Source organism: Serratia sp. CY76391, from assembly GCF_052166695.1.
In the GTDB taxonomy this organism is placed as follows: domain Bacteria; phylum Pseudomonadota; class Gammaproteobacteria; order Enterobacterales; family Enterobacteriaceae; genus Serratia; species Serratia nematodiphila.
Genome location: NZ_JBJNOJ010000006.1, coordinates 78,890 through 104,028 on the forward strand (window position 1 = coordinate 78,890; position 25,139 = coordinate 104,028).

A 25,139-nucleotide genomic window follows, 5' to 3' on the forward strand; every position below is an offset into this window, starting at 1 on the left:
AGTGCCGCCGGCCGGCATCAAATCAGCCCTGCGGCGGCAGGCAAACGCCGATGCCGCCCAGCCCGCAGTAGCCTTCCGGGTTTTTGAACAGGTACTGCTGGTGATCGTCTTCCGCATAGTAGAACGGCAGCGCCGGTGCGATCTCGGTGGTGATGGCGCGCTTGTCGCCCGCCGCATCCATCGCCTGCTGGAAGCGTTGCAGGCTGCTTTCCGCCTCGGCCTGCTGCTCTGGGCTCAGCGTATAAATCGCCGAGCGGTACTGCGTGCCGACGTCGCCGCCCTGGCGCATGCCCTGCGCCGGATCGTGATTTTCCCAGAACAGCTGCAGCAGCTGTTTGTAGCTGACGACCTGCGGATCGAACACCACGCGCACCACTTCGGCGTGGCCGGTCTGGCCGCTGCACACTTCGCGGTAGGTCGGGTTCGGCGTATAACCGCCGCTGTAGCCGGCGGCGGTGCTGTAGACGCCCGGCTGTTGCCAGAACAGGCGCTCAACGCCCCAGAAACAGCCCATGGCGAAAATCGCCACCTCCATGCCGGCCGGCACCTGAGTCATCGAGTGTTCGGTGACGACGTTGAGCGTTGCGACAGGCATTGGCGTGGTGCGGCCAGGCAGCGCGCTTGCCTTATCGACGGTTTGTGATTTATCAAAAAATGGCACCACGGTTGACTCCTGTTGTCACAGTAAGAATTGACCCTACATGGCGGCGGTTCGGTTGTATCTCACCGCGTCTTTGCCCACAATAAGCGGCAAGTTGGATTTTGTATAAGCTTAACGCAGTATTTTGAGCGCCAAAAGTGAAGAATTCGCCTGTTGCGCGGTAGTGGCAAAGCGCGGCGGGCGGCGTCCGGAAGAAGGTTGAAGAGGGCTGCCGTCATGATAGCGCGGAGTCTGCCCTGGCCCCGGAGCGAACACCATAACAGGACAGTAAAATCAATAAGGAGAACACGTGCCAAAGTACCCGGTCATGTGCTTGATATCTGTGTTGCTTGCGGCACCTGCAGCCTATGCGGCGAACGTGCGGCTGCAGGTGGAGGGGTTAAGCGGAGAGTTGGAAAAAAACGTCCGGGTGCGGCTGTCGTCGATCACGCCTGAAGAGGTCGGCACCGACGGCCGCTTCCGCGCACGGGTGGACGAGGCGGTGCGCCAGGGGCTGCGCGCGCTCGGCTATTACCAGCCGACCATCGAGTTTACGCTGGACGATCGGCCGGGGATGTCGCGCCCGGTGCTGCATGCCAAGGTCAATCCGGGCGAGCCGGTGCGCATCGCCGGCGCCAACATCGTGCTGGAAGGCGGCGCAAAGACCGATGAGGACTACCTGACGCTGGTAAAGAAGGGGCGGCCGACCATCGGCGAGATCCTCAACCACGGCAAGTATGACAGTTTCAAAGGCTCGCTGACCGGCCTGGCGCTGCGCAAAGGCTACTTCGACGCCGACATGACCAAAAGCCAGCTCGGCGTGGCCGAAGATCTGCACAAGGCGTTTTGGGATATCGATTTTAACAGCGGCGAACGTTACCGCTTCGGCAAGGTGAAATTCACCGGTTCGCAAATCCGCGAAGACTATCTGCAAAATCTGGTGCCCTTTCATCAGGGGGATTACTACAGTTCGGAGGATTTGGCCGAGCTGAACCGCCGTTTGTCCGCCACCAACTGGTTCAACTCGGTGGTGGTGTCCCCTGATTTCAACGATGCCAAAGAGAACAAGATTTTGCCGTTGGACGCGCTGGTGACGCCGCGCACGCGCAACACCGTCGAAACCGGTATCGGTTATTCCACCGACGTCGGCCCGCGGGTGAAAGGCACCTGGAAAAAGCCCTGGCTCAACGATCGCGGGCATAGCCTGGAAACCAGCGCCAGCGTGTCGGCGCCGGAGCAGCAGCTGGATCTGACTTACAAGATCCCGCTGCTCAAGAACCCGCTGGAGCAGTATTACCTGCTGCAGGGCGGGCTCAAGAACGTCGATCTTAACGACACCAAATCCGTGACCTCCAAAGTGGTGGCCTCGCGCAACTGGGATCTCTCCAGCGGCTGGCAGCGGGCGATCAACCTGACCTGGCGCTGGGATAACTTTACCCAGGGCAACGTCAGCAACACCACCATGCTGCTGTACCCCGGCGTCAGCTTCAACCGCACCCGTTCGCGCGGCGGGCTGATGCCGACCTGGGGCGACAGCCAACGCTATTCCATCGACGTGTCCGACACCTCCTGGGGCTCCGGCGTGGACTTCGCGCTGATGCAGGCGCAGAACGTCTGGATCCGCACCCTGGCCGACAAGCATCGCTTTGTAGCGCGCGGGCAGGTGGGCTGGATCGAAACCAACGACTTCGACAAGGTGCCGCCGGATCTGCGCTTCTTCGCCGGCGGTGACCGCAGCATTCGCGGCTACAAGTACAAAGACATTTCGCCGCGCGGCGACGACGGCAAGCTGACCGGCGCCTCCAAGATGCTGACCGGCTCGCTGGAGTACCAATACAACGTGACCGGCAAATGGTGGGGGGCGATGTTCGTCGATTCCGGTGAAGCGGTGAACGATATCAAGCAGAGCAACTTCAAGACCGGCGCCGGCGTAGGCGTGCGCTGGCAGTCGCCGGTGGGGCCGGTGAAGCTGGATATCGCCGCGCCCGTGGGGGACAAGGACACCCACGGGATGCAGTTCTACATCGGTTTGGGGCCTGAACTATGAGCCTGGTTAAAAAGATTTGCCTCGGATTTCTGGTCATTCTGCTGTTGCTGATCGGCGGCCTGGCCTTCCTGGTGGGGACCACCACCGGTTTGCATATGGCCATTAACGGCGCGGCGCGCTGGGTGCCGGGGTTGGAGATCGCCGGCGTCAGCGGCGGCTGGCGCGATCTGACGCTGAAGGGCGTGAAGTATCAGATGCCGGGCGTGACGGTCAACGCCGGGCAGTTCCATCTCTCCCTCGATCTCTCCTGCTTTAAACGCAGCTCGCTGTGCGTTAACGCCTTGACCGCTCAGGACGTGGACGTGGCGGTGAACACCAAAGAGATGGCGCCCTCCGCGCCGGTGGAGGAGAGCAGTGAGCCGACCACCAATCTCAGTACGCCTTATCCGATCACCCTGCGCCTGCTGGCGCTGAATAACGTCAAGGTCACCGTCGACGATACCGCCATCTCTCTGGCCGAGTTCCGCACCGGCGCGCAGTGGCAAGAGCGCGCGCTGACGCTGATGCCGACCAAGATCGGCTCGTTGCTGATCGCCTTGCCGAAAACGCCGCAAAATCCGTTGCCGGAAGCGGTGCAACCGGCGGTCGAGGTGGCGAAAAAGGTCGGTGAGCAGGTTACCGACGCGGCGAAACCGGCGCCACAGCCGGAGGAGAAGCCGCTCGGCGAAACGCTGAAGGAACTGTTCGCCAAACCGCTGTTGCCGGATTTGCCGGACATCCGCCTGCCGCTGGATATCACCGTGAAAGAGATCAGCGGCGAACAGCTGCGCTTGACCGGCGATACCGACGTGCTGATCACGAGCCTGTTGCTGCAGGCCAGCACGCAGGATCAGCATATCCAGCTGGACAACTTCGACGTGAAGTCGCCGCAGGGCACGCTGTCGGTGCAGGGGCAAGCGACCCTGACCGGCGACTGGCCGGTGGCGCTGACCGCCAACAGCGCGTTGAACATCGAGCCGCTGAAGGGCGAGAAGGTGAAGCTGAACATCGGCGGTGGGCTGCGCGATGAGCTGAAGGTGGCGCTGAACCTGTCCGGCCCGGTCGGCGCCCAGCTCGATGTGCAAACCCGGCTGGCCGAAGCCGGCCTGCCGCTGGCGCTGACGCTGCAGAGCAAACAGCTGAAATGGCCGCTGAGCGGCGAGGCGCAGTACCAGGTCAACGATTTCCGCCTGCGCTTTAACGGCAAGGCGACCGACTATGCGCTGTCGACGCGCGCCAATCTGAAAGGCCAGGATCTGCCGCCGGCGGTGTTGACGCTGGACGGCAAAGGCAACGTCGAGCAGTTCAAGCTGGAGCGCCTGCGGCTGGCGGCGCTGCAGGGCAATACCGATCTCACTGCGCTGGTGGACTGGAGCAAGGCCATCAGCTGGACCTCGCAATTGACGCTGAGCGGCATCAATACCGCCAAGCAGTGGCCGGAATGGCCGGCGAAACTCGACGGCAAGATCACCACGCGCGGCAGCCTGCACGGCGGCAGCTGGCAGCTGCAGGTGCCGGTGCTGCAGCTGGACGGCAACGTGAAGCAGAACAAGGTCACGGCGCGCGGCACGCTGAGCGGCAACGCCGCCGGGCAGTGGAAAATCCCCGGCATCGATCTGACGCTGGGGCGCAACCAACTGAACGTCAAAGGACAGCTGGACGAGAAGAGCTGGAACCTGGACGCCAACATCGACGCGCCGCGTCTGGACGGCGCGCTGCCGGGCCTCGGCGGCACCGCCAAAGGGCTGCTGAAACTGCGCGGCAATCTGCAGGCGCCGCAGCTGCTGGCGGATTTGACCGCCTCCGGCTTGCAGTGGCAGGCGCTGCGCATCAACCGGGTGAAGATCGACGGCGACGTGCGTTCCACGGATCAGATCCAGGGGCAGCTGGCGGTACGCGTCGAGCAGCTGAAGCAGGACGCGCTGGAGGTCAGCCTGCTGACCCTCGACGCCAAAGGCAGCGAGAAGCAGCATCAGCTGCAGCTGAAGATCGACGGCAAACCGGTCTCCGGCCAGCTGGCGCTGCAGGGCAGCTTCGATCGTCAGCAGCAGCGCTGGCGCGGCAATTTGAACAATACCCGCTTCGATACGCCGGTGGGGGAGTGGCGCCTGACGCGCGCCATCGCGCTGGACTACCTGAACACCGCGCAGAAAATCAGCATCGGGCCGCACTGTTGGCAGAACCCGAACGCCGAGCTGTGCGTGCCGAAGACCATCGAAGCCGGCCAGAGCGGCCAGGCCAGCGTGGTGCTCAACCGGTTCGATCTGGCGATGATCAAGCCGTTCCTCGGCCCGGAGACCGCCCTGAGTGGCGTGTTCACCGGCCGTGCCGACGTCAGCTGGAAACCGGGCGGCGCGCTGCCGGAGGCAAAAGTCACCCTGGCCGGTAACGGCGTCAAGGTGGTGCAGCAGGTGCAGGGCAATGCGCTGCCGATCGCCTTCGATACGCTGACCCTCAACGCCGGGCTGAACAACGGCCGCGCGCAGGCCGATTGGCGGATCAAACTGACCAACAACGGCCAGTTCGACGGCAATATCCAGGTGGCGGATCCGCAGGTGCGGCGCACCATCAGCGGCAATGTCAATATCACCAACATCTCGCTGGCGCTGATCAACCCGGCGCTGATGAAGGGCGAAAGCGCGGCGGGCATGCTGAACGCCAACCTGCGCCTGGGCGGCAGCGCGCAGAAGCCGCTGGTGTTCGGCCGTCTGGCGTTGGATCGGGCGAAGGTGCAAGGACACTGGATGCCGTTCGATATGACCGACGCGCGGCTGGCGGTGAATTTCAACGGCATGACATCAACGCTCGAGGGGCTGCTCAGCACCACGCGCGGCCAGCTGAATCTGGCGGGCGACGCCGACTGGCGTGACATCAACGCCTGGCGTGCGCGCATCGCCGCCAAGGGCGACAAGCTGCGGGTGACGGTGCCGCCGATGATCCGCATCGACGTATCGCCGGATCTGGTGTTCGAAGCCACGCCGCAGCTGTTCTCGCTCAACGGCAAGGTCGATATTCCCTGGGCGCGCATCACGGTGCAGGAGCTGCCGGAAAGCGCGGTGGGCGTCTCTTCCGACGAGGTGATGCTGGACGATCAGCTGAAGCCGATTCAACCGAAGACCGCCTCGATCTCGATCAACAGCAATCTGATGATCCACGTCGGCAACGACGTGCGGCTGGACGCTTTCGGCCTCAAAGCCCGCCTGAAGGGCGATTTGAAAGTGGTGCAGGACAAGAAAGGGCTGGGCCTCAATGGCCAGATTGACATCCCTTCCGGTCGCTTCCATGCTTATGGTCAGGATTTGATCGTGCGTAAAGGGCAGCTGATGTTCTCCGGCCCGCCGGATCAGCCGCTGCTCAATATCGAGGCGATCCGCAACCCGGAATCCACCGAGGACGACGTGACCGCCGGCGTGCGCGTGACCGGCCTGGCGGATGCGCCGAAGCTGGAAGTGTTCTCCGATCCGGCCAAATCGCAACAGGAAGCCCTGTCTTATCTGCTGCGCGGTCAGGGCTTAAGCAGTTCCGGCGCCGACGGCAACGCCATGACGTCGATGTTAATCGGCATGGGGGTTGCACAAAGTGGTCAACTTGTGGGTAAAATCGGCGAGGCATTCGGCGTGAGTAATTTGGCTCTGGACACTCAAGGGGTTGGCGACAATTCCCAGGTTGTCGTGAGCGGCTATGTCCTCCCAGGCTTACAAGTAAAATATGGGGTGGGCATTTTCGACTCGCTGGCCACGCTGACGTTGCGTTATCGCCTGATGCCTAAGTTGTATCTTGAAGCGGTGTCTGGTCTCGACCAGGCATTAGATTTGCTCTATCAGTTTGAGTTTTAGCGATGCGAATAATTGTCTACGGCAGTTTACGGCGCAAACAGGGAAACAGCCATTGGATGACCAACGCCCAATGGCTTGGCGAGCACGAGCTCGAAGGCTATCAGATTTATAATCTGGGCCATTACCCGGCGGCGATCCCTGGAGAGGGCACGATACATTGCGAAGTGTATCGTATTAACTCATCGATTCTGGCAGAGCTGGACGAACTGAAAAGCAACACCAAGGACTATAAGCGCGAGCTGATTCAGACGCCTTATGGGAGTGCGTGGATCTACCTGTATAAACACAGCGTGGACGGTTACCCGCGAATTACCAGCGGTGACTGGCTGAAACGCCTCGAAGATCAGTAATAAAAAAACACCGCTCAATGAGCGGTGTTTTTTCATCGGACGGCGGCGAAAATTACTTCTTGGCAGCGCGTTCGAAGGAGGCGATGATTTCCGCTTTCGCTGCGGCAGCGTCTGCCCAGCCTTCCACTTTCACCCATTTGCCTTTTTCCAGATCTTTGTAGTGCTCGAAGAAGTGAGCGATCTGGGCTTTCAGCAGTTCCGGCAGGTCGTTCACGTCTTTCACGTGATCGTACTCTTTGGTCAGCTTGCTGTGCGGTACCGCAACCAGCTTGGCGTCTTCACCGGCTTCGTCGGTCATCTTCAGCACGCCAACCGGACGGCAGCGGATCACGGAGCCCGGCTGCAGCGGATATGGGGTTGGGACCAGCACGTCAACCGGATCACCATCCAGAGACAGGGTGTGGTTGATGTAGCCGTAGTTGCACGGGTAGAACATCGCGGTGGACATGAAACGGTCAACGAACAGCGCGCCGGTTTCTTTGTCGATTTCGTATTTGATTGGATCGGCGTTGGCCGGGATTTCGATTACTACGTAGATGTCTTCCGGCAGGTCTTTGCCAGCTGGGACCAGATTCAAGCTCATGTCGGTTTCCTTTAATCATCAAACCAGAAATGGAGTGGCGGCTATTATAGCGGACTCTTTTGCGATTTCCTGCCCTTTTCATCGTCGAAAACCCAGTGTCTCTGCGCGCGGAGAATTTCCAGATTAATCCCGCCGCGGCATGAAGTTTTGCCTCCGCCTGCCGATAACTTCAACAAACAATAATGAGCCAGCAAAGCTGGCTCCGCGTTTTGCCACCCCTACTACGTCTGATCTCACTATTCTGAAGCCGGGAAGAACTCATGCTAAAAAAGATTACGGTGAAGGCTGGGTTGATCGCCCTGCTGAGCCTGATGACCATGCTGCTGATCATGGTCAGCGTTATTGGCGTCAACGCGATTAACGAAGGATCGCGCTCGATCCATACCTTGAACCAGATCCTCGGCGAAGAGCTGGGCTCGCTGGCCAATAGCTCCAACCTGACGCTGCGCGCCCGAACCGCCGCCTCGCTGGCGGTGCGCCAACGGGAGATCGGTCAGACTGATGTCGCTGACGCTACCGTGGGCCGCATTTACGGCTACCTCGAGCAGTCGAACAAGGAAATGGCGCGCTTTGTCGGCGTCGGCACCGTGACCGAACGCGGCCGCGAACTCTCCAATCGTCTGCAAAACAGCTATCGCGCCTACCTCGAGCAGGGCGTGAAGCCGATGGCCGCCGCCATCAAGGCCGGTAAAATCGATGAGTATTACCATATTCAGGAGACCCGCATCTCTGCGTTGAGCATCGCGTTTGAAAAGGATCTCAGCGATTTCCGCAGCTTCGCCATGAAGCTCGGCGAAAAGCAGGTGTATGACGCGGAAAGCAACGCCAGCACCAAGATCTCGCTGATCGTGGTGGCGGGCCTGCTCAGCGTGCTGCTGGCGGTGCTGGCCTGGTTTGCGTTGCGGGTGATCATTTTGCGTCCGCTGGATGAGTCCATCGCGCAGCTGGAATACATCGCCGGCGGCGATCTGACCCATGAGATCCGCGGCGAGGGCGATACCGAGATGGGCCGCCTGGTGCGGGCGATGCAGCGCATGCAGCAGGCGCTGGCCAATTCGGTCAGCAAAGTGCGTGACGCCAGCAGCCAGATCGACACCGGTTCACGCGAACTGGCGGCCGGTAACCTGCATCTGGCGCAGCGCACCGAAGAATCGGCCGCTTCGCTGGAAGAGACTGCCGCCAGCATGGAACAGCTGACCTCGACGGTGAAAATGAACGCCGAGAACTGCGAGCAGGCCAATCAGCTGGCGCTGAGCGTGTCCGATATCGCCAACCAGGGCAGCGACGTGGTCAGTCAGGTCATGAGCAAGATGCAAGCGATCACCGACAGCTCGCGCCGTATTGCCGACATCATCAGCGTGATGGACGGCATCGCCTTCCAGACCAATATCCTGGCGTTGAATGCAGCGGTAGAAGCGGCGCGCGCCGGCGAACAGGGCCGCGGTTTCGCGGTGGTGGCCGGCGAAGTGCGCAATCTGGCGCAGCGTAGCGCCCAGTCGGCGAAAGAGATCAAAGGGTTGATCGAAGCGTCGCAGAACCGGGTGCAGGAAGGCGAGCAGATGGTGGAGTCGGCGGCGCAGACCATGAGCGGTATCACCGGTGAAGTGGGCCGGGTGACGGCGTTGATGCGTGAGATCTCGGCGGCGACGCGCGAACAAAGCAGCGGTATCGAACAGGTAAACCTGGCGGTGGCGCAGATGGATCAGGTGGCGCAGCAGAATGCGGCGCTGGTGGAAGAGTCGGCGGCGGCGACGCGCTCGCTGGAAGATCAGGCTCAGCTGCTGGCGCAGAGCATGGCGGCGTTCAAGCTGTAAGGCGATAAGGGTTCGGCGCGGCGCCGAACCCTTGCCAGTAACGCGTTACTCGTCCGGGTTTTCGGCGATGAAGCGTTCTGCGTCTTCTACCATCGACTTGGTGCCGACGAAGAATGGCGCGCGCTGGTGCAGTTTCACCGGCGTGATGTCCAGAATGCGATTTTTGCCGTCGCTGGCCTTACCGCCGGCCTGTTCGGCCAGGAACGCCATCGGGTTGCATTCGTACAGCAGGCGCAGCTTGCCTTGCGGGTGGCTGGCGGTGCTTGGGTAAATGTAGATGCCGCCTTTCAGCAGGTTGCGGTGGAAGTCCGCCACCAGAGAACCGATGTAGCGCGAGGTATAAGGGCGCTGCGTCGCTTCGTCCTGCTCCTGGCAGTACTTGATGTATTTCTTCACGCCGAGAGGGAACTTGATGTAGTTGCCTTCGTTGATGGAATACATGTTGCCGCTCGCCGGGAAGCGCACTTTCTCGTGAGAGAGACAGAACACGCCCAGAGACGGATCGTACGTGAAAGCGTGGACGCCGTAACCGGTGGTGTACACCAGCATGGTGGACGAGCCGTAAACCACGTAACCCGCTGCGACCTGGGCGCTGCCCGGCTGCAGGAAGTCTTCTTCGGTCACCGGCGTGCCGACCGGCGTGATGCGACGATAGATAGAGAAAATCGTACCGACCGAGACGTTGACATCGATGTTGGACGAGCCGTCCAACGGATCCATCAATACGACATACTTGGCATTTTCAGCTCGCTCGCCGTCGAATATCACGATTTCATCTTCTTCTTCGGAAGCGATACCCGCAACTTCACCACGCGCTTTCAACGCCGCTTTCAGTTTTTCGTTCGCGTACAGGTCCAGTTTCATCTGAACTTCGCCCTGTACGTTGGACACCCCGCTGGTTCCCAGAATATCAACCAGGCCGGCCTTGTTGATGTCGCGGTGGATGATTTTAGCGCCCAGTTTAATTGCAGAAAGTAACGCGGTCAGCTCGCCGGTGGCGTGAGAGAAGTCGTGCTGTTTCTCGACGATAAATTCGCCTAACGTTTTCATGACACAATCCCTGAATCTACGGATGGATAGCGGCCTGTTAACAAACCGCCAACGTTTTCGCGTGCAGTGTAGCCCAAAGATGCGCGCCATTCATAGGCAAATCCATTTCTTCTGGACGATTCTGAGCGTTAGAATATGCCGACATTCGATGCACTCACATGAGAAACCTATGCGCATTCACATTCTTGGGATCTGTGGCACCTTTATGGGCGGGCTGGCGATGCTGGCGCGCTCACTGGGGCATGACGTCACCGGTTCGGACGCCAACGTCTATCCGCCGATGAGCACGCTGCTGGAGAACCAGGGGATCGATCTGATTCAGGGTTATGATCCCGCCCAGCTGGATCCGGCGCCGGATCTGGTGATCATCGGCAACGCCATGACGCGCGGCAACCCGTGCGTGGAGGCGGTGCTGGAGCGTGGTATCCCTTACGTTTCCGGCCCGCAGTGGCTGCACGACGCCGTGTTGCGCGATCGCTGGGTACTGGCGGTCGCCGGCACCCACGGCAAAACCACCACCGCCGGCATGGCGACCTGGATCCTCGAGGCCTGCGGCTACCAGCCCGGCTTTGTCATCGGCGGCGTGCCGGGCAACTTCGACGTATCGGCCCGCCTCGGCGGCAGCCCGTTCTTCGTGATCGAGGCCGACGAGTATGACTGCGCGTTCTTCGACAAACGCTCCAAGTTCGTGCACTACAGCCCGCGCACGCTGATCATGAACAACCTGGAGTTCGACCACGCCGATATATTCGACGATCTGAAAGCCATCCAGAAACAGTTCCACCACCTGGTGCGTCTGGTGCCGGGCAAAGGCAAAATCATCCTGCCGGACAACGACAGCCACCTGAAGCAGGTGATGGCGATGGGCTGCTGGAGCGAACAGGAGCTGGTGGGCGAAGAGGGCGCCTGGCGCGCGCAGAAGCTGACGCCGGACGCCAGCCATTATGCGGTGTTCCTCGACGGTGAGCAGGTCGGCGAAGTGAAGTGGGCGCTGGTGGGCGAGCACAACATGCATAACGGCCTGATGGCTATCGCCGCGACCCGTCACGTCGGCGTGCAGCCGGCCGACGCCTGCCGCGCGTTGGGCGATTTCATCAACGCCCGCCGCCGTCTGGAGCTGCGTGGCGAAGCCAACGGCGTCACGGTTTACGACGATTTCGCGCACCACCCGACGGCGATCCTGGCCACTCTGGCCGCGCTGCGCGGCAAGGTCGGCGGTACGGCGCGCATTCTGGCGGTGCTGGAACCGCGATCCAACACCATGAAAATGGGCATCAGCAAAAACGATCTGGCGCCTTCGCTCGGCCGTGCCGACGAAGTGTTCCTGTTCCAGCCGCACCACATTCCGTGGCAGGTCGCGGAAGTGGCGGATGCCTGCGTGCAGCCGGCGCATTGGAGCGCGGATCTCGACACGCTGGTGGACATGGTGGTGAAAACCGCACAGCCGGGCGACCACATTCTGGTGATGAGCAACGGCGGTTTCGGCGGTATTCACGATCGCTTGCTGGACGCGCTGGCGAAAAAGCAGGAACCGAAGGTGACCTACTGAGCGTTCAGCCGCATAAGCCAACCTAAGGGCCGCATTCGCGGCCTTTTTTACGCCCATAAAAAAGCCCTCGCGAGCGAGGGCAACGGGGTTCGTCGGATAGGACGACGAGAGGGTCTCTGGGAAATCGGCGTTTGCGTCAGAACTCGGCAGTGGCAGTGACGAGGGTAATCAGCTCTGCAAAGCCGTTCCCAGAGTTGTTATTTGTAAATCTCGGCGGTGGCGTGGTAGTTGCCTTCGTTACGGGCTTCGATCACGCGGTAGGCAGTCGCGCCTTTCGCGTCGGCTTTTTCCGACAACGCCTGGCGAATGTCGGTCGGCGCGCCGTCGATGCCGCTGACGGTAATGGTGCCGATAGATTGCAGATTGGCGGTCTGATCGTTAGTCACCAACTGGGCGGCAGACGCGCCGAAGGAGATGACGGACAGCAAACCGAGTGCAGCAACAGTAGTTTTGATGTTCATGATAGCGATCCTTGGTCATAACAGCCTGGAAGGGCTTGGCAGCGATTTTTATTCTTGAAGGCCGTTATGACAGCGTTTGATTCCAGAGATGTATTGCCCGTTGCCGGGTAATGCCGTTACTTATTTGTAGATTTCAGCGGTCGCGTGGAAGTTGCCGTCGTTGCGCGCTTCGATCACGCGGTAAGCGGTCGCCCCTTTGGCGTCAGCTTTGTCGGACAGTGCCTGGCGAATGTCGGAAGGCGCAGCGGCGACGCCGCTCACGGTGATCACACCGGCGGGCTGCAGTTTTGCGGCCTGGGTTGCATCAACAGATTGTGCTGCGAATGCACCAAAGGAAAGCATGGACAGAACGCTCAGGGTTGCAACGGTAGCTTTAATTTTCATCATCTCACCTCATCGTATTCTTTTATCAGTTCCAACGAACTGTGATTCAGTTCACGAAAATGAGTATACAGCTAGTAACGTGAAAAATTAATAGTTCGCTAACAGTTGCTAGTGAAACTTTAACCTCATGATCCTTATTTTTTATAACCGTAAGGAATAAAAAACGCTCATAAAACGATCTTTTGATGTTAAATTTATGTAATTTCAATAAGGTAAGTGATTTTGACCAAAAGTGCGGAAGATCACAGTGGGTACTGCTGGTTACATGGAGATGTCATGGAAATGTGTTGTTGCGGGATAAAAAAGCAGTGTTAAACGCGGTTAAAGGCTGGGAAGGTAACGCGAGGGTTAAAGAAGCGCTAACAAAATGCGGTTTACAGCCGCACTTTGTTAGCGCCAGGTTTCACAGCTCTTGTTCGAACACGCCCAAGATCGCTTCATGCAGCTTCTGAGCGGTAAAGCCGTTGGACGGGGTGACGAAAATCGTGTCATCGCCGGCAATTGTGCCGAGGATACCCTGGGATTTACCCAGTGAGTCGAGCAGGCGGGCGATCAGCTGTGCGGCGCCCGGGCTGGTGTGGATCACCACGACGGCATCGTTATGGTCGACGTCGAGCACTAGATTCTTCAATGGGCTGGTGGTGGTCGGCACGCCGAGTTCGGCAGGAAGGCAATACACCATTTCCATTTTGGCATTGCGCGTACGTACCGCGCCGAACTTGGTCAGCATGCGCGATACTTTGGATTGGTTAATGTTTTCGAAGCCTTCTTCTTGCAGCGCCAAAACGATCTCGCCTTGAGAACTGAATTTTTCTTCTTTCAATAACGCTTTGAACGTCTTGATCAGATCTTCCTGTTTTGCGGGATTACGCATTTTGCACCGTGGAATGTTGATAGTGGAAGTCATGATTATGCATATAGATGAATTTTTATGCAACAAAGGCCGCCCCAAAGAAAATAAAAATGACCGGACGGCGAGGAAAGGGCGGCATTTTAACAAAATCCGGCCGCGATGAATATGCCCTTTTGGCGACGGAAAATCGGCCTGCGGTGGTAAATAAAATGTTATTAAAATGATGTTGTTCTGATGTTGCGTAAGGGTGTAATGTAACGGCCGGTTAACTTGCTCGTGAATAACCTCGCACTATTTTTGATTAGTGTGCGCTATGCCCTTCATGCGTAAGCGATTTAATCTAAAATGGGCGCGACAGCGGCCGTTTTATTACACCTGCAGGCAAGAATTGGCTAATTTATTGTTTTGAAAGGTGTAATAACTTAAGGTCCGTAACCAACACATTCACGGCGCTTTATATATTTAAGATAATAAAGGAGTATAGGATGAAAGTTGCAGTTCTCGGTGCTGCTGGCGGTATCGGCCAGGCCCTCGCCCTTCTACTCAAAACCCAGCTTCCTTCAGGTTCTGAACTCTCTCTCTACGACATTGCCCCCGTTACCCCAGGCGTTGCCGTCGACTTAAGCCACATCCCAACCGCAGTTAAAATCAAAGGCTTCAGCGGCGAAGACGCGACTCCGGCTCTGCACGGTGCGGACGTGGTGCTGATTTCCGCCGGCGTGGCCCGTAAGCCAGGCATGGATCGCTCTGACCTGTTCAACGTTAACGCCGGCATCGTGCGTAACCTGATTGAGCAAGTGGCGAAAACCTGCCCGAAAGCCTGCATCGGCATCATCACCAACCCGGTTAACACCACGGTCGCCATCGCGGCGGAAGTGCTGAAAAAAGCCGGCGTTTACGACAAGAACAAACTGTTCGGTGTGACTTCGCTGGATATCATCCGTTCCAATACCTTCGTGGCCGAGCTGAAAGGCAAGCAGCCGGAAGAGCTGAACGTGCCGGTGATCGGCGGCCACTCTGGCGTGACCATCCTGCCTCTGCTGTCGCAGATCCCTGGCGTGAGCTTCACCGATCAGGAAGTGGCGGATCTGACCAAACGTATTCAGAATGCCGGCACTGAAGTGGTGGAAGCCAAAGCCGGCGGCGGGTCTGCAACGCTGTCCATGGGCCAGGCGGCCGCCCGTTTCGGTCTGTCTCTGGTGCGTGCGCTGCAGGGCGAGAAAGGCGTTGTGGAATGCGCTTACGTTGAAGGTGACGGCAAATACGCTCGCTTCTTCGCGCAGCCGCTGGTGCTGGGCAAGAACGGCGTTGAAGAACGCAAAGATATCGGCACCCTGAGCGCCTTCGAGCAGAAAGCGCTGAACGAGATGCTGGACGTGCTGCATAAAGATATCGAACTGGGCGAGAAGTTCATCAATAACTGATCGACACCGATAGTCAGCCGATAAACGCCGCCGGACGCTGTTCCGGCGGTTTTTTTTGCTCCGCGTTCACGATTTGATGCGTGCTTTGCGATCCAGCAGGTAATCGCTGTGCGGATCGTAATAGCGGCTTGGCCAGATCTCCGAAGGGTGGATGCCTATCGCTTCGGCGATCAGCCATTCCCCCTTTGGCCACGGGCGTGACAGCGCATTGGCCAGCGTCGATGAGCTTAATCCGGCCTTGCGCGACACTGCCGCCAGCGTGGTGCCCTGCTTGCGTAGCGCCGCGATGATATCTGCCGGATGCCAATCTGGGTTCCTTGAATTCATGTTTACATTCCTTTTCTGATTAGCCAAAGTTGCGTTAGTGGTATAACTAACGGGTCATGGTTAAGCGTTTGAACAACGTGAAACGCTTATTCGGAAACAAGAATACCATTAAATTTCCTAAAAAATACCCAAGTAATTTCCAAAAAACGACATTGCCCACTATTGCCCAGAGATGATGGCTATGAAAAACGAGTGGTTTGCCGCCAAGGAACTGACAGGCATCGCAGGATTACCTTCCTCACCACAGGGAATCAATCTGATGGCCCGACGCGAAGGCTGGATCAGCCGCAGGCGTAAAGGCGTGCAGGGAAAAGCGTTGGAGTACCATATCGACAGCCTGCCTCCAGGCGTGCGTAACCTGCTGGCGCTGAAAGAAGACGGGGCGACATATGACGTAGAACGCCAGGATCCGTTGGCGGTCTGGATCGAGTATTACTACCATTTGACGGAGAGCGAGCGCGAGAAAATGGTGGCTTTCCTGATGCGGGAAGGGATTGGTGGCCTGCTGGCGCGTATCGACGAAGAGAGCAATACCTAGGCAGGCCCGCGTGGGCGGGCCTGATGAATGTATTGCGAAATTAAAATTTCTTAAAAATCGCGTTGTACCGCCAAATGGGCCAGGCCTTCCAGCGCTGTACGGTGCTCTGATGCCGGCAAGACCTGCAGCGCGGCGATCGCCTTGTCGGCTTCTTCCTCGGCGCGTTTGCGGGTGTATTCCAGCGAACCGCATTGCTGCATCGCCTGCAGCACCGGCTCCAGCAGGTGGCGGCCGTTGCCTTGCTCAATCGCGCCGCGGATCATGTCACGCTGGGCGTCGTCGCCGTTGTGCATCGCGTGCAGCAGCGGCAGGGTCGGTTTCCCTTCGTTCAGATCGTCGCCGGTGTTTTTGCCCAGCGTGCTGCCGTCGGCGCTGTAGTCGAGCAGATCGTCGATCAGCTGGAAAGCGGTGCCGAGGTAGCGGCCATAATCTTGCAGCGCCTGTTCTTGCTCAGCGCTGGCGCCGGACAGGATCGCCGACGATTGCGCCGCCGCTTCAAACAGACGGGCGGTTTTGCTGTAGATCACCCGCATATAACTTTCTTCGCTGATGTCGGGATCGTGCACGTTCATCAACTGCAGCACTTCACCTTCGGCGATGACGTTGACCGCCTCCGACATCAGCGCCAGCACGCGCAGGGATTCCAGGCTGGTCATCATCTGGAAGGCGCGGGTATAGATAAAGTCGCCGACCAGCACGCTGGCGGCGTTGCCGAACGCCGCGTTGGCGGTGGCTTTGCCGCGGCGCATGTCCGATTCGTCGACGACGTCGTCATGCAACAACGTGGCGGTATGAATGAATTCGATCAGGGCGGCTACGGTGACGTGCTTGTTGCCTTCGTAGCCCAACGCCCGCGCCGCCAGGACGGCGATCATCGGCCGGATGCGCTTACCGCCACCGCTGATAATGTAATAGCCAAGCTGATTGATGAGCGTGACATCGGAATTCAGCTGTTCGAGAATTGTTGCGTTCACGGCCGCCATATCTTGCGCGGTTAACTCGGTAATTTGCTCTAGGTTCATTGTGTTTTTTTCAGCTGTGTTTCTCTTCACCGCGTTGAGATCGCTGCTCACATCGGTACATGGCGGTAACTGTCCCTATGATTGTACTTGAAAAACGGTTCAGATAAATGCCACGAAAGAAACTGCGCTTTTTTTCTTCTTTTTTCTCCTTCTGGTCTTATTCTGCTCTTGTCATGCGCCGCTTTTTTGCGTAGAATTCGCGCCCTATTGTGAATATTTATAGCGCGCTCTGAACTAACACAGTCGGGCACGCGGAAAGCGGAGTTTTATATGTACGCGGTTTTCCAAAGTGGTGGTAAACAACACCGAGTAAGCGAAGGTCAGACCGTTCGCTTGGAAAAGCTGGACATCGCAACTGGTGAAGCGGTTGAGTTTGACCAGATTCTGATGATCGCTAATGGCGAAGATATCAAAATCGGCGTTCCTTTCGTCGATGGCGGCAAGATCAAAGCTGAAGTCGTTGCTCACGGTCGTGGCGAGAAAATTAAAATCGTTAAGTTTCGTCGTCGTAAACACCACCGTAAGCAGCAGGGCCACCGTCAGTGGTTCACTGACGTTAAAATCACCGGCATCAGCGCTTAAGTTAGGAGAGCGGATTAATGGCACACAAAAAGGCTGGCGGCTCGACTCGTAACGGTCGCGATTCAGAAGCTAAACGTCTGGGCGTAAAACGCTTTGGCGGCGAAGCAGTACTGGCAGGCAGCATCATCGTTCGTCAGCGCGGCACCAAATTCCACGCTGGTACCAACGTGGGTTGCGGCAAAGACCACACTCTGTTTGCTTTGAAAGACGGTAAAGTCAAATTCGAAGTTAAAGGCCCGAGCAATCGTAAATTCATCAGCATCGAAGCTGAATAATTTTTCGAGCCTTACGAAATAGATGTAAGCCCCGCAATTCGTTGCGGGGCTTTTTACATTTATGGGTTGCCTGAGGGCTGGCCCGTCAGCGTTGGCGAAGGTGATATGGATACGAAGCAGCAGGTCGGCGTTGGCATTTCTCTGGCGTTAACCACGGCGGTTTGCTGGGGCGCGTTGCCGATCGCGATGAAAGAAGTGTTGGTGGTGATGGAGCCGTTTACCGTTGTCTGGTATCGCTTTACCATGGCCGCCATCGGTTTGGGCGTGATCCTTGCGGTGCGCGGCAAGCTGCCGCCGCTGACGATGTTCCGCCAGCCGCGTTGGCTGCTGCTGTTGGCGATCGCGACGGCGGGGCTGCTGGGCAACTTTGTGTTCTTCAGCTCCTCGCTGCAATACCTGAGCCCGACGGCGTCGCAGGTGATTGGCCAGCTGTCGCCAGTCGGTATGATGTTCGCCAGCGTGCTGATTTTAAAAGAACGCATGCGCATTACCCAGGTCATTGGCGCCCTGATGCTGATTTGCGGGCTGATGCTGTTTTTCAACGTCAGTCTGATAGAGATCTTCACCCGGCTGACGGACTACACGCTGGGCGTCATGCTGGGCGTGTGCGCGGCGATGGTCTGGGTGAGCTATGGCGTGGCGCAGAAGGTGTTGCTGCGCCGGCTGGCTTCGCCGCAGATCCTGGTTATGTTGTACACTTTATGTGCGATTGCGTTGTTCCCTCTGGCCAAGCCCGAGGTGATTTTCCAGCTTAGCGGCTGGCAATTGGCGTGCCTGCTGTTTTGCGGCGCCAACACGCTGATCGGCTATGGCGCGCTGGCAGAAGCGATGGCGCGCTGGCAGGCGGCGCAGGTGAGCGCGTTGGTTACGCTGACCCCGCTGTTTACCCTGCTGTTTTCAGATTTATTGGCGCTGGCTTGGCCCCAGGCATTCGCCATGCCGACGCTGAACATCGTCGGCTATGTCGGTGCGTTTGTGGTTGTGGCGGGCGCCATGTTTTCCGCAATTGGTCACCGGTGGTGGCCGCGACGGGCAGACCCCCCCCTGGTTGCTCCTTTGAAGCAGCCCGGTGAATGATTTACGGAGACGGTAAATGAAGTTTGTAGATGAAGCAGCGATTCTGGTCGTTGCAGGCGACGGCGGCAACGGGTGCGTCAGCTTCCGCCGCGAAAAATATATCCCGAACGGTGGGCCTGACGGCGGTGACGGCGGCGACGGCGGCGACGTCTACCTGCTGGCGGACGAGAACCTTAACACCCTGATCGACTACCGTTTTGAGAAGTCTTTCCGCGCCGAACGCGGCCAGAATGGCCAGAGCCGCGACTGTACCGGCAAACGCGGTAAAGACGTCATCATCAAGGTGCCGGTCGGCACGCGCGTGAAGGATCAGGGCACCGGCGAGATCCTCGGCGACATGACCCGCCACGAGCAGAAGCTGATGGTCGCCAAAGGCGGCTGGCACGGTCTGGGCAACACCCGTTTCAAATCTTCGGTCAACCGCGCGCCGCGTCAGAAGACGCTGGGTACCGCCGGCGAAGCGCGTGACCTGTTGCTGGAGCTGTTGCTGCTGGCCGATGTGGGCATGCTGGGGTTGCCGAACGCCGGCAAATCGACCTTCATCCGCGCGGTGTCCGCCGCCAAGCCGAAGGTGGCCGATTATCCGTTTACCACGCTGGTGCCGAGCCTGGGCGTGGTGCGCATGGATCACGAGCAGAGCTTTGTGGTCGCCGACATTCCGGGGCTGATCGAGGGCGCCTCCGAAGGCGCCGGCCTGGGTATTCGTTTCCTGAAACACCTGGAGCGTTGCCGCGTGCTGCTGCACCTGGTGGACATCGCGCCGATCGACGAATCCGATCCGGTAGAAAACGCCAAAGTCATCATTAACGAGTTGAACCAATACAGCGAAAATCTGGCGCAGAAGCCGCGCTGGCTGGTGTTCAACAAAATTGATGTGATTGGTGAGGAAGAAGCCGCCGAACGCGCCAAGGCGATTGTGGAAGGCATGGGCTGGGAAGGGAAGTACTACATGATCTCCGCCGCCAACCGCGAAGGCGTCAACGCGCTGTGCTGGGACGTGATGAACTTCATCAACACCCAGCCGAAAGCGATGGCGATCGAAGAAAGCGCACCGGAAAAAGTCGAATTCATGTGGGATGACTACCACCGCGAGCAAATCGCGGAAGTGGAAGCCGAAGCGGAAGATGACTGGGATGACGACTGGGACGAAGACGACGACGAAGGCGTCGAAATCATTTACCAGAAGTAATTCGGTGATAAAGGGCTCAGCAACGCTGGGCCCTTATTATTTGAGCGCCTTTTCCGGTAGCCAGCACTGGGCATTCAGGCCGCGCGCATCGCGGCGGTTTTCCAGCGTCAAACGCCCCTGGTGCAGTTGCGCGATGCGGATCACGATATTCAGGCCCAGTCCGCTGCCGCCGTAGCGTTGATCCATGCGGCGAAACGCCTGCGTCAGTTCCCCGACCATCTCTTCCTTGATCCCCGGGCCATCGTCGATGACCTGCAGCAGATAGCCGTTGTCTTGCGGCGTTAACCGCACCTGTATCGCGCCGCCTTCCGGGCCGTAACGGTGGGCGTTTTCGACCAGGTTGCGCAGCAGCAGCCGCAGCAGCACCGGATCGCCGTTCACTGTGGCAGCAGCCGGCAATTGCCAGCCCAGCGTCTGCCCGCGCTGGGCGGCCATTTCGTCGAGCTCTTCGCGCAGCGGCTGGATCACATCGGCCACCCAATCGAAATGCTGATAATGGCCGCTGGCAAAGTCTTGCCCGGCGCGCGACAGCATCAGCAACTGCTCGACGGTATGCATCAGCTGATCGATGCGGGCGATCAGCGCCTGGCTGCCCTTGACGCCCTGCTTTTCCATCAATTCCAGATGCAGGCGGATGCCGGCCAGCGGCGTGCGCAGTTCGTGGGCGGCGTCGGCGGTGAACAGGCGTTCCTGTTGAATGGTGTTGTCCAACCGTGAGAACAGCTGATTGAGCGCATTGGTGACGGCCACCATTTCCTGGCTGTCGCTGGTGATCGGCAGCGGCGTCAGGTTATCGGCAGAGCGCTTTTCCAGCCGCTGCTGCAGTTGGTTGAGTGGGCGGATGATCCAGCTGATGGCCCAGAATGACGCCAACAGGGTGACGATCATCATGATCAGCGAAGGCGCCAACAGCGAGGCGATGGCCTCGGCGATCTCGGTATCGACGCGTTCGGTACGCACTTTGGCGGACAGGGTTTCGTCCACCAGGAAGCTGATCTGTTCCTGGCTTTCGTGCCACAGCCAGAAGGCGCTGATGAGCTGCGTGACCAACAGGATCAGCGCCAGCATCAGCAGCAGGCGGCGACGCATGCTGATCATGAGGAAGGTTCCAGGCGATAGCCGATGCCGCGTACGGTGCGGATGCGATCCTTACCCAGTTTGCGACGCAGGTTGTGGATGTGCACTTCCAGGGTGTTGGAGCCCAGGTCGTCTTGCCAGGTGTAGAGATCTTGTTGCAGGAGCTCACGGTTGACCGTCTGCCCGGCACGCATGATCAGGCGCGACAGAATGGCGAACTCTTTTGGCGTGACTTCCACCGGCTGTTGCTGCAGGTAGACCTGCTGGCTGGAGAGGTTCAACTGCAGGTCATCCACCTGCATCAGATTGTCGCTGTGGCCCTGGTAGCGCCGCAGAAGGGCGCGCACGCGCGCCTGCAGCTCAACCAGCGCGAAGGGTTTGACCAGGTAGTCGTCGGCGCCGGCGTCCAGCCCATCGACGCGGTCTTCCAGGGCGTCGCGGGCGGTCAGGATCAGCACCGGCAGATCGATCTGCTGGCGGCGCCACTGCCGCAGCAGCGCTGCGCCGTCCATGTCCGGCAGGCCGAGATCCAGGATCACCATGCTGTATTGGCTGGTGACGAGCAGGCTGCTGGCCTCCGCCGCCGTGGCGGCGCAGTCGCACACGTAGCCTTCACCGGTCAGCGCCAGCGCCAGCCCTTGTTGCAGCAGTTCATCATCTTCAACGACCAGCAGCTTCATGGCGATCCTCAGTTGTTTTGGTAAATATCCCGATACAGGCGGCTTTCGAAACGCACCAGCGGCGCGCGGCGCTGTTTCTGATCTTCCGGCGGCACGGCGTAGCCGGAGAGATACTGCACGAAGGCCATGCGCTGGCCGCTGGCGGTAGTGATGAAGCCCGCCAGGTTGTAGACGCCCTGCAGCGCGCCGGTCTTGGCCGACACCTTGCCGTCTACACCGGCCTCATGCAGGCCGCCGCGGTAGCGCAGGGTGCCGTCATAGCCGGACAGCGGCAGCATCGAGATAAAGTTCAGCTCGTTGTCGTGCTGCGCGATGTACTGCAGCGCCTGCATCATGGTCGCCGGGGCCAGCAGGTTGTGGCGCGACAGGCCGGAACCGTCGGCGATGATGGTGTTGCCCAGATCGATGCCGGCCTTCTGGCGCAGCACCTGCCGTACCGCATCGGAACCGGCTCGCCAGGTGCCCGGCACGCCGAAGCGTTCGTGGCCGATGGTGCGGAAGACGGTATCGGCGATCATGTTGTCCGATTTCTTCAGCATGATTTTCAACAGATCGTGCAGCGGCGCCGACTGGGTTTGCGCGATCACCGTGCCGGTGATGCCGGGGCGCGTCTGGCGTTTCAAATGCCCGTCGATCTGGATGTCGGCCTGCTTCAGCTCGTCTTTCAGGATGGCGCCCGCATAGCTGGCACCGTCCTGGATGGCGAAGGCCAGCGGCAACGGCTCGCTGCGCTGCGTCAGGCAGCCGGTCAGGGTAAAGCGGTTCAGCTCGCCCGGCACCACGTCCAGCTCGCAGTACTGCGCGTCTGCCGAGCCGCGCGCCAGGGTGCGCACCTGGCTAAACATATTAACCGGATAATAGGAGGCGACGCGGATAAACGCCATGTCGCCCGGATTCGGCGCGCTGTACAGCGAGACCGAGAAACAGTTGCGATCGACGATGGCGGCGGCCGGCGGCGCGCTGAAGCACTGCGTCAGATCGTTCCACGGCCAGCCGGGTGCCTTGTCATGGCTGGCGAAGACCGAGGTGTCGACCAGCACGTCGCCGCTGATTTGGCGCACGCCCTGCTTCTTCAGGACGGCCACCATATTGCGCAGGCTCTGGCGTTTGAAGGTCGGATCGCCGCTGAAGCGGGCGATCAGGTTGCCGCGCAGCACGCCGTCGCGGATATCACCCTGGCTCTCCAGCGTGGTGGTGAAACGGTAATCGGGCCCGAGTTGCAGCAATGCCGCCAGCGCCGTCAGCACTTTTTGGGTACTGGCCGGCAGCGCCATTTGCTGAGAGTGGTAATCGATCGTCGGCGCACCGGCACCGATCTTCTGAACGACCAGGGCAAGGTTGGCCCCATCAGGCAGATATTGTGTGTACTCTTCAACCGGGGCCGCATTCGCATTCAGAACAAATGCGCAAGCCAATGCACTGACAATTCGTGAAAAACGCATAATCTCGGGATAACAGCTGGATAACGTGCCGTCATACTACGGTGCAATCAGGGAAAAAGTAAACGATGACCCTCAAGGAACTCTAGGCTAAAATGCGTATCAAAATGCAAAACCGATCTTGGCTTGGGCTCCGTTCCGAGTCAGGTTTCTTTTGTTTGTCGCCTGGAGGCGGGTGGCGCTATGCCAACCGTGTTTTCATACGAATACGTCAGGATGACGGTTATTTGAACAGGAAAGATTTAGAGGTATTTATACGATGAACCAAATTCCGATGACCTTGTTTGGCGCTGAAAAACTGCGCGAAGAGCTCGAATATCTGAAAAGCGTGCGCCGCCCGAAAATCATTGCGGATATCGCTGAAGCGCGTGAACACGGCGACTTGAAAGAAAATGCCGAGTACCATGCCGCCCGCGAACAGCAGGGTTTCTGCGAAGGCCGCATTCAGGAAATCGAAGCCAAACTGTCCAATGCGCAGGTGATCGATATCACCAAGATGCCGAACACCGGCCGGGTGATCTTCGGTGCCACTGTATCGGTGATGAATCTGGACAGTGAAGAAGAAGTGACTTACCGCATCGTTGGCGACGATGAGGCCGATTTCAAGAAAAATCTGATTTCGGTAAACTCGCCGATGGCGCGCGGCCTGATCGGCAAAGAGCAAGACGATGTGGTGGTGATCAAAACCCCAGGCGGCGACGTGGAATACGAGATCCTGAAGGTCGAGTATCTCTGATCGGGACCGTTGGTCATTAATGCGCCAACGTTTTGTAAAGATAGGAAAAAGGCCGCAAGCGGCCTTTTATCTTGGTCAGGCGCATGGCACCTTTTCGTTAACCTGATGGTTATTAACGCGGTAGACTGATCTTGCGCTCTTTCGACGGGCGGTAAAGAATAAGCGTACTGCCGATAACTTGCACATTGCAGGCGCCCGTTTCACGCACGATAGCGTCGGCGATCAGGGTTTTGGTTTCGCGATCTTCAGCGGCGATTTTTACCTTGATCAGCTCATGATGCTCCAGAGCCTGTTCAATTTCAGCCAGCACCCCTTCGGTAAGACCGTTATTGCCCAGCATCACCACCGGTTTTAACGGATGCGCCAGGCCTTTCAGGTGCTGTTTTTGTTTATTATTCAGATTCATTGTCTTTTTTGCTTAAGTTGGGATTGAAAACGGTACATTCTACCGCCATCTCATGTATATCACCAAATCGGTCTTCACCGGTGTGAGTCTACGTGAGCAGCGACCCTGACATAAGACTCTTTTTATGATAGTTGGAAAACGAGATGGCTAATAAAAAGCGTTCGGCTAGCTCCAGTCGCTGGTTACAAGAACACTTTAGCGATAAATATGTACAGCAGGCGCAGAAAAAGGGACTGCGTTCCCGTGCCTGGTTTAAACTTGATGAAATACAGCAGAGCGACAAACTGTTCAAACCGGGCATGACCGTGGTTGACCTGGGCGCCGCACCGGGCGGCTGGTCGCAGTATGTGGTCACCCAAATCGGCGGTACCGGGCGCATCATCGCCTGTGATATTTTGCCAATGGATCCTATCGTTGGCGTCGATTTCCTTCAGGGCGATTTTCGTGATGAACTGGTGCTGAAGGCACTGTTGGAACGAGTAGGCGAGAGTAAGGTTCAGGTGGTCATGTCCGATATGGCCCCGAATATGAGTGGCACCCCGGCGGTCGATATTCCAAGGTCGATGTATCTGGTGGAGTTGGCGCTGGATATGTGTCGTGATGTCCTCGCACCAGGCGGAAGTTTCCTGGTGAAGGTGTTCCAGGGAGATGGCTTTGACGAGTACCTACGGGAAATTCGCTCCCTGTTTACGAAGGTTAAGATTCGTAAGCCAGACGCTTCCCGCGCCCGTTCGCGCGAAGTGTACATTGTAGCGACAGGGCGCAAACTGTAGTACCCTAACGCTGTTTGTTAACACAGTTGTAAGATGAGGTTAATCCCT

The 25,139-nt window shown here is 58.4% G+C and carries 25 protein-coding genes; 13 read left to right on the forward strand and 12 right to left on the reverse strand.

Going from position 1 to position 25,139, the window contains the following annotated elements:
- Nucleotides 1–22: 22 nt before the first annotated feature.
- Nucleotides 23–664: a peptide-methionine (S)-S-oxide reductase MsrA gene (gene msrA / locus ACJ8PN_RS11185; RefSeq protein WP_048325839.1), complete on the reverse strand. Its 642-nt coding sequence runs from the start codon at nucleotides 662–664 to the stop codon at nucleotides 23–25.
- A 304-nt stretch (nucleotides 665–968) separates the two neighbouring features.
- Between msrA and tamA the strand changes: the two genes are divergently transcribed.
- The 3 genes from tamA to ACJ8PN_RS11200 are packed head-to-tail and all read left to right on the forward strand — an operon-like array spanning nucleotide 969 to nucleotide 6,852.
- Nucleotides 969–2,687, forward strand: a complete 1,719-nt coding sequence (tamA, locus tag ACJ8PN_RS11190) for an autotransporter assembly complex protein TamA (RefSeq protein WP_249339672.1) — start codon at nucleotides 969–971, stop codon at nucleotides 2,685–2,687.
- Complete coding sequence (gene tamB / locus ACJ8PN_RS11195; RefSeq protein ID WP_442534943.1) at nucleotides 2,684–6,502, forward strand: autotransporter assembly complex protein TamB; 3,819 nt, start codon at nucleotides 2,684–2,686, stop codon at nucleotides 6,500–6,502. Before tamA ends, tamB begins: the two co-directional genes overlap by 4 nt.
- Nucleotides 6,503–6,504: 2 nt before the next feature.
- On the forward strand, nucleotides 6,505–6,852 hold the full coding sequence (locus tag ACJ8PN_RS11200; protein WP_004933596.1) for a gamma-glutamylcyclotransferase family protein: 348 nt from the start codon (nucleotides 6,505–6,507) through the stop codon (nucleotides 6,850–6,852).
- Nucleotides 6,853–6,904: 52 nt separating this feature from the next.
- Here ACJ8PN_RS11200 and ppa read toward each other — a convergent pair whose 3' ends face one another.
- Nucleotides 6,905–7,435 carry an inorganic diphosphatase gene (gene ppa, locus ACJ8PN_RS11205; RefSeq protein ID WP_004933594.1) on the reverse strand — a complete coding sequence of 177 codons (531 nt, stop codon included), beginning with the start codon at nucleotides 7,433–7,435 and terminating at the stop codon, nucleotides 6,905–6,907.
- A gap of 260 nt (nucleotides 7,436–7,695) precedes the next feature.
- On the opposite strand from ppa, the gene ACJ8PN_RS11210 reads away from it, so the two are divergent.
- Nucleotides 7,696–9,249, forward strand: coding sequence for a methyl-accepting chemotaxis protein (locus ACJ8PN_RS11210; RefSeq protein ID WP_015376405.1), 1,554 nt, complete (start codon nucleotides 7,696–7,698; stop codon nucleotides 9,247–9,249).
- A gap of 45 nt (nucleotides 9,250–9,294) precedes the next feature.
- On the opposite strand, the gene fbp is transcribed toward ACJ8PN_RS11210, so the two are convergent.
- On the reverse strand, nucleotides 9,295–10,299 hold the full coding sequence (gene fbp, locus ACJ8PN_RS11215; RefSeq protein ID WP_004933587.1) for a class 1 fructose-bisphosphatase: 1,005 nt from the start codon (nucleotides 10,297–10,299) through the stop codon (nucleotides 9,295–9,297).
- 169 nt (nucleotides 10,300–10,468) lie between these two features.
- On the opposite strand from fbp, the gene mpl reads away from it, so the two are divergent.
- Nucleotides 10,469–11,848: a UDP-N-acetylmuramate:L-alanyl-gamma-D-glutamyl-meso-diaminopimelate ligase gene (mpl, locus tag ACJ8PN_RS11220; RefSeq protein WP_004933582.1), complete on the forward strand. Its 1,380-nt coding sequence runs from the start codon at nucleotides 10,469–10,471 to the stop codon at nucleotides 11,846–11,848.
- A 197-nt stretch (nucleotides 11,849–12,045) separates the two neighbouring features.
- On the opposite strand, the gene yhcN (ACJ8PN_RS11225) is transcribed toward mpl, so the two are convergent.
- The 3 genes from yhcN (ACJ8PN_RS11225) to argR all read right to left on the reverse strand — a co-directional run bounded on the left by yhcN (ACJ8PN_RS11225) (nucleotide 12,046) and on the right by argR (nucleotide 13,567).
- Nucleotides 12,046–12,309, reverse strand: coding sequence for a peroxide/acid stress response protein YhcN (gene yhcN / locus ACJ8PN_RS11225; protein WP_156866161.1), 264 nt, complete (start codon nucleotides 12,307–12,309; stop codon nucleotides 12,046–12,048).
- A gap of 120 nt (nucleotides 12,310–12,429) precedes the next feature.
- Nucleotides 12,430–12,693 (reverse strand): peroxide/acid stress response protein YhcN, encoded by a 264-nt coding sequence (gene yhcN / locus ACJ8PN_RS11230; RefSeq protein WP_004933574.1) that lies wholly within the window; start codon nucleotides 12,691–12,693, stop codon nucleotides 12,430–12,432.
- A 403-nt stretch (nucleotides 12,694–13,096) separates the two neighbouring features.
- Nucleotides 13,097–13,567, reverse strand: coding sequence for a transcriptional regulator ArgR (gene argR / locus ACJ8PN_RS11235; protein ID WP_004933572.1), 471 nt, complete (start codon nucleotides 13,565–13,567; stop codon nucleotides 13,097–13,099).
- A gap of 464 nt (nucleotides 13,568–14,031) precedes the next feature.
- Here argR and mdh point away from each other — a divergent pair, with 464 nt between their 5' ends.
- Nucleotides 14,032–14,970: a malate dehydrogenase gene (mdh, locus tag ACJ8PN_RS11240; RefSeq protein ID WP_004933569.1), complete on the forward strand. Its 939-nt coding sequence runs from the start codon at nucleotides 14,032–14,034 to the stop codon at nucleotides 14,968–14,970.
- A 66-nt stretch (nucleotides 14,971–15,036) separates the two neighbouring features.
- Here the strand turns inward: mdh and ACJ8PN_RS11245 are convergent, their stop codons facing one another.
- Nucleotides 15,037–15,297 (reverse strand): helix-turn-helix domain-containing protein, encoded by a 261-nt coding sequence (locus tag ACJ8PN_RS11245; protein WP_351108823.1) that lies wholly within the window; start codon nucleotides 15,295–15,297, stop codon nucleotides 15,037–15,039.
- Nucleotides 15,298–15,478: 181 nt separating this feature from the next.
- Between ACJ8PN_RS11245 and ACJ8PN_RS11250 the strand changes: the two genes are divergently transcribed.
- Entirely contained in the window at nucleotides 15,479–15,835 is a 357-nt protein-coding gene (locus ACJ8PN_RS11250; RefSeq protein WP_015376406.1) for a DNA-binding protein, read from the forward strand.
- Nucleotides 15,836–15,885: 50 nt separating this feature from the next.
- Here ACJ8PN_RS11250 and ispB read toward each other — a convergent pair whose 3' ends face one another.
- A complete protein-coding gene (gene ispB, locus ACJ8PN_RS11255; RefSeq protein WP_016929331.1) occupies nucleotides 15,886–16,857 on the reverse strand; it encodes an octaprenyl diphosphate synthase in 972 nt (323 codons plus the stop codon).
- A 270-nt stretch (nucleotides 16,858–17,127) separates the two neighbouring features.
- Between ispB and rplU the strand changes: the two genes are divergently transcribed.
- The 4 genes from rplU to cgtA all read left to right on the forward strand — a co-directional run bounded on the left by rplU (nucleotide 17,128) and on the right by cgtA (nucleotide 19,980).
- On the forward strand, nucleotides 17,128–17,439 hold the full coding sequence (gene rplU, locus ACJ8PN_RS11260) for a 50S ribosomal protein L21 (RefSeq protein ID WP_004933561.1): 312 nt from the start codon (nucleotides 17,128–17,130) through the stop codon (nucleotides 17,437–17,439).
- Between the two features lie 17 nt (nucleotides 17,440–17,456).
- Nucleotides 17,457–17,714, forward strand: a complete 258-nt coding sequence (rpmA, locus tag ACJ8PN_RS11265) for a 50S ribosomal protein L27 (protein ID WP_004933559.1) — start codon at nucleotides 17,457–17,459, stop codon at nucleotides 17,712–17,714.
- A gap of 105 nt (nucleotides 17,715–17,819) precedes the next feature.
- The gene (locus tag ACJ8PN_RS11270) at nucleotides 17,820–18,791 is read left to right on the forward strand and encodes a DMT family transporter (protein ID WP_021504260.1); all 972 of its coding nucleotides are present in this window, start codon (nucleotides 17,820–17,822) and stop codon (nucleotides 18,789–18,791) included.
- A 16-nt stretch (nucleotides 18,792–18,807) separates the two neighbouring features.
- Nucleotides 18,808–19,980: an Obg family GTPase CgtA gene (gene cgtA, locus ACJ8PN_RS11275; protein WP_004933553.1), complete on the forward strand. Its 1,173-nt coding sequence runs from the start codon at nucleotides 18,808–18,810 to the stop codon at nucleotides 19,978–19,980.
- A 36-nt stretch (nucleotides 19,981–20,016) separates the two neighbouring features.
- Here the strand turns inward: cgtA and pmrB are convergent, their stop codons facing one another.
- Genes pmrB through dacB form a run of 3 tightly spaced genes read right to left on the reverse strand, consistent with a single transcriptional unit; the run spans nucleotide 20,017 to nucleotide 23,179 of the window.
- Nucleotides 20,017–21,078, reverse strand: coding sequence for a two-component system sensor histidine kinase PmrB (pmrB, locus tag ACJ8PN_RS11280; protein WP_021504259.1), 1,062 nt, complete (start codon nucleotides 21,076–21,078; stop codon nucleotides 20,017–20,019).
- Nucleotides 21,075–21,737 (reverse strand): two-component system response regulator PmrA, encoded by a 663-nt coding sequence (gene pmrA / locus ACJ8PN_RS11285; RefSeq protein WP_171453220.1) that lies wholly within the window; start codon nucleotides 21,735–21,737, stop codon nucleotides 21,075–21,077. The genes pmrB and pmrA overlap by 4 nt, the downstream gene beginning before the upstream one ends.
- 8 nt (nucleotides 21,738–21,745) lie before the next feature.
- Nucleotides 21,746–23,179: a serine-type D-Ala-D-Ala carboxypeptidase gene (gene dacB / locus ACJ8PN_RS11290; RefSeq protein ID WP_015376410.1), complete on the reverse strand. Its 1,434-nt coding sequence runs from the start codon at nucleotides 23,177–23,179 to the stop codon at nucleotides 21,746–21,748.
- 256 nt (nucleotides 23,180–23,435) lie between these two features.
- Here dacB and greA point away from each other — a divergent pair, with 256 nt between their 5' ends.
- Nucleotides 23,436–23,912 carry a transcription elongation factor GreA gene (gene greA, locus ACJ8PN_RS11295; protein ID WP_004933539.1) on the forward strand — a complete coding sequence of 159 codons (477 nt, stop codon included), beginning with the start codon at nucleotides 23,436–23,438 and terminating at the stop codon, nucleotides 23,910–23,912.
- A 112-nt stretch (nucleotides 23,913–24,024) separates the two neighbouring features.
- Here the strand turns inward: greA and yhbY are convergent, their stop codons facing one another.
- Nucleotides 24,025–24,318, reverse strand: a complete 294-nt coding sequence (gene yhbY / locus ACJ8PN_RS11300) for a ribosome assembly RNA-binding protein YhbY (protein WP_004933536.1) — start codon at nucleotides 24,316–24,318, stop codon at nucleotides 24,025–24,027.
- A 143-nt stretch (nucleotides 24,319–24,461) separates the two neighbouring features.
- Here yhbY and rlmE point away from each other — a divergent pair, with 143 nt between their 5' ends.
- Nucleotides 24,462–25,091, forward strand: coding sequence for a 23S rRNA (uridine(2552)-2'-O)-methyltransferase RlmE (gene rlmE, locus ACJ8PN_RS11305; protein WP_004933533.1), 630 nt, complete (start codon nucleotides 24,462–24,464; stop codon nucleotides 25,089–25,091).
- The last annotated feature ends 48 nt before the right edge of the window (nucleotides 25,092–25,139 follow it).